The 13,990-nt window shown below is 68.1% G+C and carries 20 protein-coding genes; 11 read left to right on the plus strand and 9 right to left on the minus strand.

The features are described 5' to 3' along the window. Positions 1-76 precede the first annotated feature (76 nt). Positions 77-763 carry a DedA family protein gene (locus KV205_RS03510; RefSeq protein ID WP_265862056.1) on the plus strand — a complete coding sequence of 229 codons (687 nt, stop codon included), beginning with the start codon at positions 77-79 and terminating at the stop codon, positions 761-763. Here KV205_RS03510 and KV205_RS03515 read toward each other — a convergent pair. Continuing rightward, positions 723-998, minus strand: a complete 276-nt coding sequence (locus tag KV205_RS03515; protein WP_265862057.1) for a DUF2277 domain-containing protein — start codon at positions 996-998, stop codon at positions 723-725. The two genes, KV205_RS03510 and KV205_RS03515, sit on opposite strands and share 41 nt — an antisense overlap. 48 nt (positions 999-1,046) lie before the next feature. Beyond that, positions 1,047-1,268 (minus strand): hypothetical protein, encoded by a 222-nt coding sequence (locus tag KV205_RS03520; protein WP_265862058.1) that lies wholly within the window; start codon positions 1,266-1,268, stop codon positions 1,047-1,049. Between the two features lie 228 nt (positions 1,269-1,496). Between KV205_RS03520 and KV205_RS03525 the strand changes: the two genes are divergently transcribed. Next, positions 1,497-2,261 carry a GntR family transcriptional regulator gene (locus tag KV205_RS03525; RefSeq protein ID WP_265862059.1) on the plus strand — a complete coding sequence of 255 codons (765 nt, stop codon included), beginning with the start codon at positions 1,497-1,499 and terminating at the stop codon, positions 2,259-2,261. On the opposite strand, the gene KV205_RS03530 is transcribed toward KV205_RS03525, so the two are convergent. Together KV205_RS03530 and KV205_RS03535 are read right to left on the minus strand one after the other, a co-directional pair. Further along, entirely contained in the window at positions 2,258-2,779 is a 522-nt protein-coding gene (locus KV205_RS03530; RefSeq protein WP_265862060.1) for a DUF4231 domain-containing protein, read from the minus strand. The two genes, KV205_RS03525 and KV205_RS03530, sit on opposite strands and share 4 nt — an antisense overlap. A 364-nt stretch (positions 2,780-3,143) precedes the next feature. Continuing rightward, positions 3,144-3,656: a hypothetical protein gene (locus tag KV205_RS03535; protein ID WP_265862713.1), complete on the minus strand. Its 513-nt coding sequence runs from the start codon at positions 3,654-3,656 to the stop codon at positions 3,144-3,146. A gap of 147 nt (positions 3,657-3,803) precedes the next feature. Here KV205_RS03535 and KV205_RS03540 point away from each other — a divergent pair, with 147 nt between their 5' ends. Continuing rightward, positions 3,804-4,376: a transposase gene (locus tag KV205_RS03540; protein ID WP_265862061.1), complete on the plus strand. Its 573-nt coding sequence runs from the start codon at positions 3,804-3,806 to the stop codon at positions 4,374-4,376. Here the strand turns inward: KV205_RS03540 and KV205_RS03545 are convergent. The 5 genes from KV205_RS03545 to KV205_RS03565 all read right to left on the minus strand — a co-directional run bounded on the left by KV205_RS03545 (position 4,335) and on the right by KV205_RS03565 (position 9,173). Further along, entirely contained in the window at positions 4,335-4,811 is a 477-nt protein-coding gene (locus tag KV205_RS03545) for a hypothetical protein (RefSeq protein WP_265862062.1), read from the minus strand. The genes KV205_RS03540 and KV205_RS03545 overlap by 42 nt on opposite strands. 999 nt (positions 4,812-5,810) lie before the next feature. Continuing rightward, positions 5,811-6,593: a hypothetical protein gene (locus tag KV205_RS03550; protein ID WP_265862063.1), complete on the minus strand. Its 783-nt coding sequence runs from the start codon at positions 6,591-6,593 to the stop codon at positions 5,811-5,813. A 25-nt stretch (positions 6,594-6,618) separates the two neighbouring features. After that, positions 6,619-7,818, minus strand: coding sequence for a DUF262 domain-containing protein (locus KV205_RS03555; protein ID WP_265862064.1), 1,200 nt, complete (start codon positions 7,816-7,818; stop codon positions 6,619-6,621). A gap of 663 nt (positions 7,819-8,481) precedes the next feature. Beyond that, a complete protein-coding gene (locus KV205_RS03560; RefSeq protein WP_265862065.1) occupies positions 8,482-8,661 on the minus strand; it encodes an e9imm peptide in 180 nt (59 codons plus the stop codon). Between the two features lie 44 nt (positions 8,662-8,705). Continuing rightward, on the minus strand, positions 8,706-9,173 hold the full coding sequence (locus KV205_RS03565; protein WP_265862066.1) for an NUDIX hydrolase: 468 nt from the start codon (positions 9,171-9,173) through the stop codon (positions 8,706-8,708). An 18-nt stretch (positions 9,174-9,191) separates the two neighbouring features. On the opposite strand from KV205_RS03565, the gene KV205_RS03570 reads away from it, so the two are divergent. From KV205_RS03570 to KV205_RS03605, 8 genes are all read left to right on the plus strand, one after another. Continuing rightward, positions 9,192-9,971: a GntR family transcriptional regulator gene (locus tag KV205_RS03570; protein ID WP_265862714.1), complete on the plus strand. Its 780-nt coding sequence runs from the start codon at positions 9,192-9,194 to the stop codon at positions 9,969-9,971. Positions 9,972-10,110: 139 nt separating this feature from the next. Then, positions 10,111-10,455, plus strand: a complete 345-nt coding sequence (locus KV205_RS03575) for a hypothetical protein (RefSeq protein ID WP_265862067.1) — start codon at positions 10,111-10,113, stop codon at positions 10,453-10,455. 2 nt (positions 10,456-10,457) lie between these two features. Continuing rightward, a complete protein-coding gene (locus KV205_RS03580) occupies positions 10,458-11,813 on the plus strand; it encodes an FtsK/SpoIIIE domain-containing protein (RefSeq protein WP_265862068.1) in 1,356 nt (451 codons plus the stop codon). A gap of 84 nt (positions 11,814-11,897) precedes the next feature. Beyond that, positions 11,898-12,626 (plus strand): DUF2637 domain-containing protein, encoded by a 729-nt coding sequence (locus tag KV205_RS03585; RefSeq protein WP_265862069.1) that lies wholly within the window; start codon positions 11,898-11,900, stop codon positions 12,624-12,626. Between the two features lie 12 nt (positions 12,627-12,638). Continuing rightward, positions 12,639-12,830 carry a mobile element transfer protein gene (locus KV205_RS03590; protein WP_265862070.1) on the plus strand — a complete coding sequence of 64 codons (192 nt, stop codon included), beginning with the start codon at positions 12,639-12,641 and terminating at the stop codon, positions 12,828-12,830. A gap of 18 nt (positions 12,831-12,848) precedes the next feature. Continuing rightward, positions 12,849-13,004: a hypothetical protein gene (locus KV205_RS03595; RefSeq protein WP_265862071.1), complete on the plus strand. Its 156-nt coding sequence runs from the start codon at positions 12,849-12,851 to the stop codon at positions 13,002-13,004. Positions 13,005-13,015: 11 nt separating this feature from the next. Next, positions 13,016-13,348 carry a SpdD-like protein gene (locus tag KV205_RS03600; RefSeq protein ID WP_265862072.1) on the plus strand — a complete coding sequence of 111 codons (333 nt, stop codon included), beginning with the start codon at positions 13,016-13,018 and terminating at the stop codon, positions 13,346-13,348. Positions 13,349-13,353: 5 nt separating this feature from the next. Further along, complete coding sequence (locus tag KV205_RS03605) at positions 13,354-13,902, plus strand: GGDEF domain-containing protein (protein ID WP_265862073.1); 549 nt, start codon at positions 13,354-13,356, stop codon at positions 13,900-13,902. Positions 13,903-13,990: the final 88 nt, after the last annotated feature.

A 13,990-nucleotide genomic window follows, 5' to 3' on the forward strand; every position in this document is an offset into this window, starting at 1 on the left:
GGGGCCGGGGACCGCCGGGGCAGTTTCCGGCCCCGGTCGGCGTCCGGGCGGGGCCGCCCGCGTAGGCTCTGACCCCGTGAACGTGCTCGACGGCACGGGGTGGTCACTGCAGTCGCTGACCGCGGGCCCGTGGATCTACGCGGCGGTGACGACGTCGATCCTGCTCGACGTCTTCCTGCCGGTGCTGCCGAGCGGGATCCTGGTGGTGACGGCCGCCACCGCCGCCTCGGCGGCGGCAGGTGCGGCCGGTGCCGGTGCGGCCGGTGCGCTGGGCGCCGCGAGCCCGGCCGCCGGCGTCCCGTACGCCCCCGCCCTGCTCCCGCTGCTGCTCTGCGCCGCCTCGGCCTCGGTGCTGGGCGACCTCGCCGCGTACCGCCTGGCCCGGCGCGGCGGCGGCACCCGGCTGGGCCGCGCGGTGGCCCGCTCGCGCCGCCTCAGCGCGGCGCAGGAACGTCTCGGCGAGACACTGGAGCGCGGCGGCGGACTGCTCGTCGTCCTCGCCCGGTTCGCCCCGGCCGGCCGCTCGGTGGTCTCGCTCGGCGCGGGGGCGACGGGCCGGCGGCTGCGTGACTTCCTGCCGTGGTCGGCGCTCGCGGCGGCGATCTGGGCGACGTACGGCGTCGGGATGGGCTGGCTCAGCGGCCGCTGGCTGGGCGCGACCTGGCTGGGCGCCTGCGTCCCGGTGCTCGCGCTGTTCCTGGCGGGCTCGCTCGCGGCCTATGTCATACGGCGTCCGGCTGCGGCTCCGGCACCTGCGGGCTGACCGCATCCGGGTGCGGGTGCGCATGGCCCCCGCGGACGTGCAGGTCGGCCAGGAGGTGGGCGGTGGCCTCGGCGACCTGGTCCACGGCCCGGTCGAAGACCTCGCGGTTGTGCGCGGCGGGCGCGCGGAAGCCGGAGACCTTGCGGACGAACTGCAGCGCGGCGGCGCGGATGTCCTCCTCGGTGGCCTCGTGGGGCAGGGCGGGCGGGCGGAGAGTCTTGATGCTGCGGCACATGCCTCCAGTGTGACGCGCCCCACTGACAACGCGGCTGCAAGCCCGTCGTCAGCTCAGCCCGCGCCGGCTCCGGGCGTTGATCTCGGCGGCCCGGGCGCGCAGCTCCCGCATCGGGGTCGCGGGCTGGACGTCGGCGGGCTCGGCCTCCCATTCGGGGCCGCCGTGGACCGGCCGGATGAGGAAGCGGCCGGCGACGGCACTGACGTAGAAGCCGACCCGCCCGGTGGCCGTGTCCCGTACGAGGTCACCGACCTCGGGCTCTGACTTCACGCATCCCTCCCGTCCGTCGCATCCATCTCACCCGTCGCATTCGTCGCATCCGTCTGTCGACGATCAGATGGATACACCCAGCGAAGCCCCGGCGTCGCGCTGTGTCAACGCATCTCTAGAGATGTCCCCCGAAGGATGGATCGCCCGCGCGGGGCGCCCCACCGCTGCTCACCGCCCCGCGGAGGCTCGCCGTAGGGTGTCCCGCAGACGGAAGGGAGTGGTCCACGCATGACTGACCCGGACAGCGGTCGTCGGCCCAAGTACCAGCGGATCGCCGACGAGTTGAGAACCGCGATCCAGTCGGGCACCTTCGCGCCCGGCGACCGGCTCCCCGGCGAGAACGATCTGATGTCCACCTACGACGTGGCCCGGATGACCGCCCGCCAGGCCCTGTCCGTCCTGCGCAACGAGGGCCTGGCGGAGGCCCGCAAGGGCGCCGGCGTCTTCGTCCGCTCGTTCCGCCCGCTGCGCCGCCGGGGCATCCCGCGGCTCGCGCACGACCACTGGGGCAGCGGCCGCTCGGTGTGGTCGGCGGACATCGAGGACCGCGCGCTGGTGATCGACCAGCTGGAGGTGACCCCGGCCGCCCCGGCGGGCGCCCGGGTGGCCCGGGTGCTCGGCCTGGACTCCCCGGACGCGCCGGTGTGCGTGCGCAGCCGCCGCTTCGTGCTCGACGAGCGCCCGGTGCTGCTCTCCGTCTCGTACCTGCCGGCCGCCCTCGCCGAGGGCACCGTGATCGCCGAACCCGAGACGGGCCCCGGCGGCACCTACGCCCGCCTCGCCGAACTGGGCCACGGCCCCGTCCACTTCCGCGAGGAGATCCGCTGCCGCATGCCGACGGCCGAGGAATCCACCCGCCTCGCCCTGGAGTTCGGCACCCCGGTCATCCTGATCGGCCGAACGGCCCTGACGGAGACGGGAGTCCCGGTCGAGCTCAACGAGATGACCCTCGACTCGGCGTCGTACGTCCTGGAGTACGACTTCCGCGCCTAGACCCCCTTCTGGGCGGGGAGCCCGTACTGCTGCAGCTCGGAGTTGACCTGCCCGCCGAGCGTCATCACGTTGAGCGTGGCGGAGTTCTCGCTGGCGATGGCCTTCTCCACGCGCGCGACGAGCGTCGTGAAGGCGTCCCGCTCGGACTGCCCGTGGTACGGCCCGACGCGCGCGGCGAAGTAAACCCGCTCGTGCCCGAGCAGCTGCTCGGTGGACCGGTAGTTCTTCCACTGCTCCCGATACCGGTACACGCTCTCCAACGACACCGACGCCACCACGACCAGACTGAGCACGGTCGCCGTCACCCGCGCGAACCCCAGATCCAGATTCACCAGCACAGGCACAAGCGCACCCCCGACGACGGACACGGTCCGCATCCGCAGATGCATCGCCTTCATCTTCGTCGCCTTGCGGTCGTACCACTCCTGATACTGCCCGAGCCGCTCGTCCACATACCCCTGCGGCGTCATCTCCCCACCCGCCACCTGCACTTCGGGCCCATCCCCCATGTCATCCATGCCGCGAGTACACCGACCCCGCCCCGTACACGTCAAGCAAGGCTGTGACGGTTCGTGCACTTGGAGGGGAAGAGCAGGTGATCCTTGACGACGGCGTCGTCGTACCCGCGCTCGTCCCGGACGGCCCGCCCGGGGGAGCCAGAGTCGTGTAAGCAGCGGATGTCACACCACAGGATTCGGCATCTGCACGTCAGCCGGCCTGTACGGTCGCACCAAGGCTTCCGCTGCGCGCCTGTCAGCTGCATGCTTTGCTCAATGGAAACCCGCAGCTCCTCAGGAGTCGGCCACGCAGATCGGCATCCCAGCTCAGGCCACCCTGCTGCCGGTCATCGAGATCAACCGGAAACCGACCGGGCAGTAGTGCTCAGTGGCCCAGCCTGTGTTGGACGTAGTTCGGGTGGGCCGCGCCGACCTCGATGCTGTTCTCGTCGAGGCCGTTGACGATCCGCAGGGAGCCACTGGCGAAGGTGAACTCCACCGCCACGGTTCCTGCCGCCAGGTCACGGTCGGCTGGTTGCCATTCGAGAAGCGTGACCTCACGCAGTTCGTGGCCGACGCACGGTTCGAGGCGTTCGTCGCTGTGAGACCACCGGGGCGTGAGCTCGAAAGACTCCCACCCGGTGATGGTTGCCGTGGTGTCGATGGTGTTCCAGCCGATCGAAAGTTCATCGAACTTCCAGTGGCAGACCTCCACCTGGATGCCGTCGAAGTCCAGCACCACCGGGCAGTCGGCGAACAAGTCCCTGTCTTCGGCGAACCGCACCAGCGCGAACCCCGTCAGCCGCCTACCGGCGAGCGCCGCCAAGCGTGATCCGTGCGCCTGCCGAATCGCGTCGACCCCGATCAGGAAGGACGGCTCAAAACCAGAGATCCCCATGTTCACAGCACATGAGTCTCCCTGCCTTTGACCCAACCGGCGAGCACATATCGACCAGGCGGATCTCCGGCGGCACCGTCGAGCGCATCCCACGACGCCTTGCGCAGCAAGGTTCGCGAAGCCGACGGCCGCAGAGCAGAGCCGAGCGTGGGCCTGATCGATTCGCAATCAGTCCGCACCGCCGACACCGTTCCGGCCTCCACCAGGGGCTTCGACGCGGGCAAGAAGGTGAAGGGCCGCAAGCGGTTCATCGTCACCGACACCCTCGGCCTGCTCCTTGCCGTGCACGTCGTCCCGGCGAACATCCAGGACCGAAACGGTGGCCGGCGCCCGCTGCTGTGGACCCGACTCAACCATCCGGGTGTTCGGAAGATCTGGGCCGACCAGGGCTTCGCCGGTCGCTTGGTCGACTGGACTGCTTCGATTCTCGGCCGCGAGCTGGACATCATTCGCAAAGACCCAGGACAGCGTGGCTTCCAGGTTCAGCCTAAGCGGCGGTCAATCGAGCGGACCTTCTCGTGGCTCACCGCCCACCGGCGCCTCACACGGGACTACGAGACCAGCCCGGCCCACGCGGAGACGATGATCCGCTGGGCGATGATCGGCGTGATGGTGCGCCGGCTGTCCCGAGGCCGAGCAGCCGTCCGGAGCGGCCCGCGGCTCCTCGCCCAATCGGGCTCAGGTGTCGTAGCAGCCGTTCCAGGGAGCCTGGAAGCCTAGCCCGTCGGGATAGAACTCGGCCCACACACCTTCATCCTCCTCGGCTTCCTCGTCGTCCTCTTCCTCCAGGACAAGACCGAACAGGACTCCCTCAAACCGGACGACGAAGGGCGCGATCGCGATGTCCTGGTACTGCCGCCCCGGAAGGGCGTCCAGCCACTCGGCAAGCAGCTGGCGTGCGGCAGTGATCGCCGTCTTTTCGCCGTCCGCCGTGGTGCCGGTGAACTGGATGCGCGAGTCCAGATGGCTACCGGCCTCGTCGAAGCTGTGGAGCACAGCGCACCAACGCTTCTGGGACTGCCAGTCGTCGCCACTCCAGCCCTCGGGGAAAGCCGCAGTGACCGATGCGAAGAACTGGCCGCCCTGCCACCGCCCGATGGTGTTCGTGCGGTAATCAGGCTCGTGTCGGATCGGGATGACCTCGGGGACGCTCATGGGGCGAACCGTAGCCGCTACCTGGGACAACGGGTGGGGACGACCTCGCCCGACGTTGCTATGAGGGCTGTGCGGTCATGGCTGCGCGATCAGTCAGCGACCGTCGTGGCTTCGTACATGGGGCCCTTCGCGTAGAGGGCGTCCAGGAGGCGGATCGGGTAGACCTCGGCGATGCCTTCCTTGACCTCCATCTGGCACGTAAGTGGCACGGCGCCTCTCCCCCGCCCTCGCGGCCGGGGAACGAACAAGGCCCAGGTTCCCGGTTCAGTACCGGTGGCCTGGGCCTTTGTCTATCTACCTACTGGTGGGCGCGGACGGTTTCGAACCGCCGACATCTGCTTTGTAAGTTCGATCGGAGCGGCCGCGCGTGGCCAACAGCCGAGGGTTCTTCTGCCTCTGGAGACCGCCTTCGGCCACCCGCGTCCACGGCTGTTGATGTCAGCCGTGGATGTCAGTCGCCGGTCACCACCACGACCACTTCTTCTTCCGAAGGGCCTGCTTCTTCGCTTCAGCTTCCTTCTTCTTGCGGTCCGCCTGTGCGCGGGCCGTCCACTCGCCTTGATGCTGCCAGCACTGACCGCTGCCTGGCTCAGCCGGCCGCGTACACCGGCCTCCCCGCTGCTTCGGAGCCCCGCACTTCGGCTGGTTCACCCTCTCTCCCCTCTCCGTTCCGGGAGCCCGTACGGACCCGGGCAGCATCCAGCCCGACGCAGCGATCAGGCAAGGCGCACGCGGGTGCACACTGAGGCACACGGCTCCGGAGGCCCTGTGTGTCCTGCGAGTTCGCGCAGGTCAGGGCCGCAGGCTCGACCGTTGCGGCAACTGCGGTCCACGGATGGGCCACAGTTCCTCGACCTCCACCGGGGTTGCGGGATTCGGCCGTTAGGCCGCGAGCACGTGGGCCGTCCAGCCGCCGCAGCTCGTGAAGCTTGGGCGCTTGCCCTCACTGTTCACTGGGAACGGCAGTTGAACACGCTGCTTTGCAACTCGACTGCCGGCTCAACATTCCGTTTCAGACTCGGCGTTACCTTGGAGAAGAGCCTCGAATTCGTGAATTGAATCCACTACCGACTGCCAGCGCTCCCACGTGTCCCGGAGCGAAAGCTGTTGACTCAACGGCGTGGGTAGCGCGGTGAAAGGCCAGCCGCTTGAAAGAGCGGATCTGTGTGCGGCTTCTCCGCGTGCAGCCGCAAGGCTTTGGAGGGCTGCACAGAGGGTGCCGCATTGATCTCGAACTAAACTCGCACTGAAGCCGAGAGGGGCCAGCAAACCCACGAGATCGCTGTCGCTGATTCCGTGGCTTGATGCGACGACGTCTTCGCTGTACCACGTGCACAGCTTTGCGGTGAGTGTCTTCTTGTTTAGTATCGGCGGATCTGAGACATTTTCGCTGTCGCCGGATGAAGAGGTCTTCGATGAAGCGGCCTTCTTGCGAGCTGCATCGATGTCCCTTGCGTAGCGCCTTGCCTGTTGGACGGTCGAGTAGAAATCGACGTAGAAGCCCCCACTGTCGAGCAACTTGCCGATATTCGACCTGAAATGGATGCTGAGTGCGTGTAGGCAGTTATGCTGGAGGCGCTCGTCGGCGCCTTTCACGCAGTCACTCAAAAAGGCAAGGCATCGAGCTTCAACGTACTCTTCCAATTCCGAACTGCAGAGAACGAGGAACGCGCGGGTTGGGATGGAGATCGATTGAATGTACTCGTCGGTTACCTCTTCAGGGTCAAGCTGCGGGGTTCCGGCTTTGTCCAGGATCCCCAAGTGGATCGCAATTTCGGACATTGAGTCCGCGAGAGGGGTCCACGGCTCAGTTGGCGTCATCGGGCATCCTCGCGACGGACGCGGGAAGGCTGTGGGAGAGGCCGCTGATGCTCGACAGCTTCGAGCCCCAAGCATTGAAGCGCTTCTTGACTGCGCGCGGGGTCTTGGTGGTGCTGGAGATCGACTCAATGAACTCTGCGTCTGACGTGCAAAGTTCGATGAATGCGTCCACCGTCACCTTTGGATGATCGATCTGCCACTTCCTGAGGTTGGGGTCCGTCAGGTAGTGAATTTGCACATCGAACAATGCGCGGTTTAGCGAGCGCTCGAACTTGTCATCAGTGTACTTTCTGCACGCTTTCTCCCCGAAGACCTTCTTTGCAGCGAAGATGGCCTCTTCCATTTCTTCCGTCGCGCGTTCTACTTCCTGGCTTCCTCCGGCACCCCACTTGGTCGAGAGCGTTTCAGCGGTTTCGTCGAGGAAACTCTTCAAGTTGCCTTCGTACGTGTGCGTTCCCATGTTGAAGGCGAGGAAGCGCAGGAGGAGTTCTGCGTCCACCATCCTGCGGTCAGGCTTAGGCTTCCGCAGTAGCCAGCGCAGTGCAGGGCTCACTCCAGAGCGATTATCAACGAACTCCATGAATTTGCCCGGAACGAGTGCCTGGCGGAGCTCTTGCGCGGAAAGCTTAAGGCTGCCTGAGTTTAGGCGATAGAAGATGGTGTACAGGAAGTCCTGGCTGTGCCACTTGCGAAGAAGAACTGCTCTGATGGTGGCGTTCTCGAAGCGAGTCGCGTCGGCCGGGAATTGCTTCTCCATTTTTTCGTAGGTCAGGCCATTCAGGTTTGCGCTTTCCTTGAGGCCGGTTAGGCGCAGCTTCTCGTCCTGCCATTCTGCATCCCTGGAGTCATTCGGGTCTGCGCAAAACTGCCGGAGAGAAAGGAGGCGCTGCTTTCCGTCGATGACCAGGAACTTGCCAGGATTCTTCGAATCTTCAGCAAGGACGATCTGGGGCACCGGGAAACGCTGGACAAGGGACTCGATATACTGTGATTTGGCGACGCGAGTCCAAGCATCACGACGTTGGAAGTTTGGGTTCAGGTCGATTCGACCTTTTCGCATTTGGCTGACCACCGTCTCAACGGTCCAGTCGACAGTTGTCGTGGCAGCCTCGTCGTCTTCCCAGGCCAACAGGTCGCCTTCGTCTTCAGCTGATTTGTCGTTGTCCCAGTCCATGGCGTCGCTCATGAGGCGATCTTAGGACGCGCAGCACGAGGCATGCCTCGGATCTGCCGGAACTGTGGGGGCTGACAAGCGTGCTCGCTTCGAAGATCGTTGAGGGCGAGGCCGATCGATGCTCATCCATAGGCGACTGTTGGGCAGGCAAGCCATCCGGTGGAGGGGGGCGGGTTTGCGGCCCCGTCCGTCCCCAGCGTCTAACCCGCCGGCCTTACCTCCCACTCACCCCTAACTCCCATCCCGTCTGCCGTCGGCCCACACGTATGTGGAGCGGGCGCGGTGCCGGGCGTCAAGGTGGAGCGCGCCACTGTACGAACGACCTTGACGCCCGGTGCCGTGGCTGCTCGGCTTGTCCTGGGCCGATGGCAGGCGGGATGGGAGTTCCCCACCGCCACACCCACCGGCCGGCACTCGCGTACGGTGCCCCCGCCATCCCGGAGCCGGAGCGCCCCCGCCGGAGGCATGTCGGTGACCTTGGGAACCGATGGCCGTTGGGGCTCGACTCATGCCCTTGGGCCTTATCCCGTCTTGCAGGGGCGGGCGTCGGCGCAGCGCGCGCGGAGCGGGCCGCAGGCAGGAGCGTCGCGCGGAGCGGAGCCGGGAAGCCCGCCCGGCGGAGCGGAGCGCAGCCGGGTGCCTTGATGAAGTAGAGAAAGTCTTACCGCACTGCCCTCAGAGGGCGATCGGCTTGTAGGCCAGTGCCCTGTCGACGACCTTCTCGGCAGTCAGCTCCGGATCAAAGTCCCAGAAGATGTAGTCGCTGATGTGAGGGCACACCAGGCCTCGCTCCAGGTCGTCCAGGATGTCGTCCCCCTCCTGCTCGGAGGTCTCCCCGTTCATGAGGCGCTGCACGAGAGAAATCGCTTCCTCGCGGGACATCCGCGTCGGCTTCGCGGTCACGGCTGCGTGATCAGTCGGCGGCCGTCGTGGCTGCGCACGTGGGGGCCGGTCTCGTCCAGGGCGTCCAGCAACCTGATCGCGAAGACCTCGGTCATGCGCTCCTCGACCTCCGCCGGCGTCAGCCACTCGACCGCCGTCGACTCGTCCGACGTCCGCTCGGCGCCACCCGCGGGCTTGCAGCGGAAGACCAGCGCGACGATGCCCCGCGTCGTGTTCTTGTAGACCCCGGTCAGCTCGTCCACCTCGACGCGGATGCCGGTCTCTTCCCAGACCTCGCGGACGACGCCCTCCTCCGGGGCCTCCGTGAGCTCCAGGACGCCACCCGGAAGCTCCCACGTCCCGTTATCGGCTCGCCGGATCGCGAGGAGGCGCCCGTCCTCCCGGACGACCGCCCCCGCCACCGATACGGAGTGCAGTGGCGTTGACTGGCCTTCGCGGGCGCTGTTACTCATGTACAGGAGCATAGGAGAGTGAAGAGGACCGTGGGAACTCCAGTAGGAGGTGGTCGAGCGGTACCTCGGTACGTTCAGATCGCCGATGAGATCGTCCAGCAGATCCGCGAAGGCGTCCTGAAGCCGGGCGACATGGTGCCGAGCGAGTCCGAGCTCGTCGACCGCTACGGCGTCGCCGGCGGGACGATCCGCAAGGCCATGGTGGAGGTCAGGGCAAGCGGCCTGGTCGAGACCCGGCACGGCAAGGGCTCGATCGTGAAGGACCGGCCGCCCGTACGGCTCCGCTCGTCGGACCGGTTCCGGGCCTCGCACCGCCGCGGAGGCAAGGCCGCGTACCTCGCCGAGTCCGAGCAGTCCGGTGCCACCGCGAAGGTGAGCGTCCTCTACATCGGTCCCATGGAAGCGCCGGCCGAGGTCGCCGAGCGCCTGGACCTCGACGCTGGCACGAAGGTTCTCGCCCGTCGCCGCCTGTACTTCCGGAACGGCACCCCGGTCGAGACGGCTTCCTCCTACCTGCCGTGGGACGTGGTCAAGGACATCCCCGAGCTGTTCGAGGAGAACCCCGGCCCTGGCGGCATCTACGCCCGCCTCGAAGACCACGGCCACGTCTTCGCCGAGTTCGTCGAGACGCTCCAGGCCCGGCCGGCCACGAAGGCGGAGGCATCGGAACTCGCGCTGAGCCCTGGTGCTCCCGTGATCCACCTCCTTCGGAACGCGGTCACCGAGGAAGGTCTCGTGGTCGAGGTCTGCGACACCCTCATGGCCGCTGACCAGTTCGTTTTCCAGTACCGCATCCCCGCCACGGACTGACGTCCGCTCAACTTCCAACAGCCCGCCGCGATTTCTTCTTCGCGGCGGGTTGACTCATGTACAGGAGTACTGCACTCTTCTTCATGTCACTCCTATACAGGAGTGAACGAGTTCGACCTCTATAGAGGAGTGATCCGCTGTGCGTCAGATCCCCGTCGACACCTCCACGGCCATGGTGATGGTGGCCCAGCCCCCGACCCCCAAGATCGCGAACCGCCAGACCGGAGAGGTCGCCACCGACCGCGAGACGGGCGCGACCCTGATGACGATCGACGTCATGTTCGTCATGGACGGGAACGCGGAGATCCTGAACCTGACCGTCCCCGAGACCGGCATCTCCGGCGAGCTGACCATGGGCACCCCGGTCGCCCTGACCGGCGTCGTCGCCCGGCCGTGGGAGAACGAGTTCAACGGCCAGAAGCGCCACGGGATCAGCTTCCGCGCCGTCGCCGTCACCTCCCTCACCGCCGCCAAGGCAGCCTGACGATGACCGCCTTAACGGTCGCTCTCACCCTGGTCGCCACGGTCGCGCTGCTCCTTCGGTGGCAGCGTCCGGCCTGGTACTGGCTGAGCTTCGGCATCGGTCTCGCGATCGTGCGGGTCCTGGTCCGGTACTCGTCCGTCATGGACGCGTGCGGGCTGACCGTCCCGCCCTCGCGCTGGCGCCTCACCCTGGCCCGTTTGACCGGCCGCCCCGTCCCCGAATCTCGATCTCCCCGGATTCTGCGGCTGCGGCCGACGCGTACGGGTCTGGTGCTGCGGGTGAAACTCCGCCCGGGTCAGGACACGTTCGACTTCTCGGCTGCATCGGACCGACTGCGGCACTCGTTCGTCATGCGGAACGTCACGACCCGGGAGATCCGCTCCGGTGTCGTCGAACTGCGGATGACCGGATACGACGTCCTCAAGCGCGTACAGATGCCGGCACTGCCCGGCGGCGGGGTGATGCGCGTACCGGTCGCCCTGCGGGAGGACGGAGAGGTCTACTACCGCGACTACCGCCAGATCCCGCACGCTCTGAACGTCGGCGCCACCCAGTCCGGCAAGTCCGTCTATCAACGCAACCTCGTCGCCGCCCTCGCGGCTCTCGACGTGGCCCTCGTCGGCATCGACTGCAAGCAGGGCGTCGAACTCGCTCCGCTAGCACGAAGGTTCACGGCCCTCGCCGACAACCCCGACACCGCCGCCGAACTCCTCGACGCCCTCGTCGCGCACATGGAGGACGTCTATCAGCTCATTCGGCGCGAGCAGCGGCTGAGCGCAGACGTCCCGGACGCGGAGATCACCGCCGACATCTGGGACCTCCCCGCCGACATCCGCCCGACTCCGATCGTCCTGCTGGTCGACGAGGTCGCCGAACTCGCCCTCTTCGCCACGAAGGACGAGGAGAAGCGCCGGGACCGGATCATCACCTCACTCGTCCGACTCTCCCAGCTCGGCCGCGCCGCCGGCATCTACCTGGAGATCTGCGGGCAGCGCTTCGGCTCCGAACTCGGCAAGGGCATCACCATGCTCCGGGCCCAGCTCACCGGCCGTACCGCCCACCGCGTCAACGACGAAACGTCCGCCAACATGGCCTTCGGCGACATCTCCCCGGACGCCGTGCTCGCCACCATCCAGATCCCCACCGACCGGCCCGGCACCGCCGTCGTCGGCGACTCCTCCGGCGGCTGGGTCCGCATCCGCACCCCGCACCTCACCCTGCGGCGGGCCGTGAACATCTGCAACGCCCACGCCCACCGGGCCCCGGAGATTCCCGCGCTGGACGCCTTCCGGCCCGTCCTGCCGCCCCTGGCGAAGACCGCGACACCCGCCATCACGACGGCTCCCGCGACCGCCTGACCGTTCCCGCCCCACGGCCGGCGTGACCGCCTCACGCCACGTCCCTACCCCTCCCTTGCCTGAAACCGGAAAGGAGGAACCGCGATGCGCCCCACGCTCCGGCCGGACGCCGTCCTCGTGCAAGCCGTGATCGCCGGTGCCCTGTCCTTCGCCCACCTGCACGACCTCGCCCAGGCCGCCGGACAGACCGGATGGAAGGCGTGGGCTTACCCGGTCTCCGTCGATCTCCTCCTCGTCGCCGCCTGGAACCGACTCCGGGGCCTCCGGGCCGCCGGCACCTCCGCCCGCTCGACCTGGACCTGGTTCACCGTGGCCCTGGCCGCGTCCCTCGGCGCGAACGTCGCCACCGCCGGGCTCCTCGACCTCACCGACGTACCGGACTGGCTGCGCATCCTCGTCGCCGGGTGGCCCGCGCTCGCCTTCCTCGGCGGCACCCTCCTCGTCCACGCCCCCGGCCATCCGGCGTCCGACCAGCTCACCGCCGAGCCGGACAGGGATACAGAACCCTCCCCGGCCGTGGAAGCGGTCATCGAGCGGGACGCGGTGGCCGCGCCGGAGCCGGAGATCGCTCCCGCCCCGGCCCTCCCCTCTCCGGAATCGGGGCCGGTGCCGGGCATCGAGCCTGCCGAGGAATCCGCCCCCGAGCCGGAGCCCACCCCCGTAGCCGTACCGCCGGCGCTCGTCGCTCACGCCCGCAAGGTCGCCGACGACCACCGCGCCCGCACCGGCCACCCGATCGACGCCGACACCCTGCGCGCCCGCCTCGGCGTCCCGCCCCCGATGGCCAACGCCATCGCCGCCCAACTCGCCTGAAAGGAGGTAGCAATGCCCGCCCGCGACCGCTTCCACTCCGTGATGCGCATCGGCCCCGTACAGATCGGCACCTACCGCGACCGCAACGGTCGCACCAAGTACGCCGCCGTCTGCACCGCCGACCGCTGCGGCTGGTCCGCCGACTACTCCAGCTCCTCCGCCGCCCAGCTCGCCGCCCGCACGCACCGCTGCACCGTTCGCTGACCCGAAGGAGAACCGCTCATGGACGTCCCGCTCTGGCTCGCCCTGATCGTCGTCGGCGCCCTCGGCATCAAGCTCATCCGCCCGCCCTGGTGGCTCGTCGCCGTGATCCTCCTCGGCGGCTACCTCCTCGCCGACAGCGTCCTCGCCCCGCTCATCGACAGCACGATCAACTAGGGAGACCCGCCATGTTCCGTCCGCGTATCCCGGTCAACCCGCTGCCGACCGGCATCGTCACCCCGCTCGTCCAGCCGACCGACTCGACCTCGATCGAGCCGACGCCCTGCCACCACAACCACGCGCCGGCGCCCACCCAGGCCACGCCTCGCGTCCAGGTGCCGGCCGTCCGACTCACCCCGACCGGCCTCGTCACCGTCGTCGCCGGCGGCGCCGGACTCGTCCTCCTGGTGGGCACGGTCCTCGTCTCGTTGCTGCTCGCGGTCGCCATCACCGGCGCGTCCGTCGCCGTGAGCGCCGTGGTCCTGCGGCTGCTCGTCCGCGACCTCCAGAAGGGCCGGTGACCCACATGGACACCCAGACGATCGCAGCCGCGGGCTTACCGGCCCTGGGCTGGGCCCTGCACGGCGGCCTGCTCCTTCGCCGCCTGGCCACCGCCCGCCGCGACCCCCTGACCGGGCTGCACACCCGCGCCGGATGGACCGCTCGCGCCGAACACCTGATGGCCAAGCACGCGAACGCCCTCGTCCTCCTGGTCGACCTGGACGACTTCAAAGCCATCAACGACACCCACGGCCACGCCGCCGGAGACGCCGTTCTCACTGAGACCGCCCGCCGACTGACCGACTGGTGCGGACGCCACGGCATCGCCGCCCGCCTCGGCGGAGACGAGTTCGCCGCCATCGTCACCGACCCCGACCGGACCCCGGGGCTCCTGCCGCTCCGGACCACCCTGGACCAACCGGTCACGCACAACGGCCACGTCCTACGAGTCTCGGCCTCGGTCGGCTCCTGCCACCGCGCAGACCTCACGGTCCCGGTCCTCACCGACGCTCTCTCGGCCGCCGACGCCTCGATGTACGCGGCCAAGGGCCACGGCAGGCGCAACACACGCTAAGCGGCCCCGGGACGGCTTCCGTCGCCAAACTTCCGCCGCCCCGGGCGCCTGAACCCCTCCCTGATCCAACGGACCCGAAAGGGACAGC

The organism is Streptomyces sp. SKN60 (assembly GCF_026236535.1).
Taxonomy (GTDB): domain Bacteria; phylum Actinomycetota; class Actinomycetes; order Streptomycetales; family Streptomycetaceae; genus Streptomyces.

Bases quoted from the DNA above. Each gene is read 5' to 3' on its own strand.
- KV205_RS03565 (WP_265862066.1), bottom strand. From the start codon at position 9,173: ATGCTCCTGTACATGAGTAACAGCGCCCGCGAAGGCCAGTCAACGCCA.
- KV205_RS03580 (WP_265862068.1), top strand. From the start codon at position 10,458: ATGACCGCCTTAACGGTCGCTCTCACCCTGGTCGCCACGGTCGCGCTG.
- KV205_RS03590 (WP_265862070.1), top strand. From the start codon at position 12,639: ATGCCCGCCCGCGACCGCTTCCACTCCGTGATGCGCATCGGCCCCGTA.
- KV205_RS03535 (WP_265862713.1), bottom strand. From the start codon at position 3,656: ATGGGGATCTCTGGTTTTGAGCCGTCCTTCCTGATCGGGGTCGACGCG.
- KV205_RS03600 (WP_265862072.1), top strand. From the start codon at position 13,016: ATGTTCCGTCCGCGTATCCCGGTCAACCCGCTGCCGACCGGCATCGTC.
- KV205_RS03545 (WP_265862062.1), bottom strand. From the start codon at position 4,811: ATGAGCGTCCCCGAGGTCATCCCGATCCGACACGAGCCTGATTACCGC.
- KV205_RS03595 (WP_265862071.1), top strand. From the start codon at position 12,849: ATGGACGTCCCGCTCTGGCTCGCCCTGATCGTCGTCGGCGCCCTCGGC.
- KV205_RS03515 (WP_265862057.1), bottom strand. From the start codon at position 998: ATGTGCCGCAGCATCAAGACTCTCCGCCCGCCCGCCCTGCCCCACGAG.
- KV205_RS03530 (WP_265862060.1), bottom strand. From the start codon at position 2,779: ATGGATGACATGGGGGATGGGCCCGAAGTGCAGGTGGCGGGTGGGGAG.
- KV205_RS03585 (WP_265862069.1), top strand. From the start codon at position 11,898: ATGCGCCCCACGCTCCGGCCGGACGCCGTCCTCGTGCAAGCCGTGATC.
- KV205_RS03550 (WP_265862063.1), bottom strand. From the start codon at position 6,593: ATGTCCGAAATTGCGATCCACTTGGGGATCCTGGACAAAGCCGGAACC.
- KV205_RS03525 (WP_265862059.1), top strand. From the start codon at position 1,497: ATGACTGACCCGGACAGCGGTCGTCGGCCCAAGTACCAGCGGATCGCC.
- KV205_RS03555 (WP_265862064.1), bottom strand. From the start codon at position 7,818: ATGAGCGACGCCATGGACTGGGACAACGACAAATCAGCTGAAGACGAA.
- KV205_RS03605 (WP_265862073.1), top strand. From the start codon at position 13,354: ATGGACACCCAGACGATCGCAGCCGCGGGCTTACCGGCCCTGGGCTGG.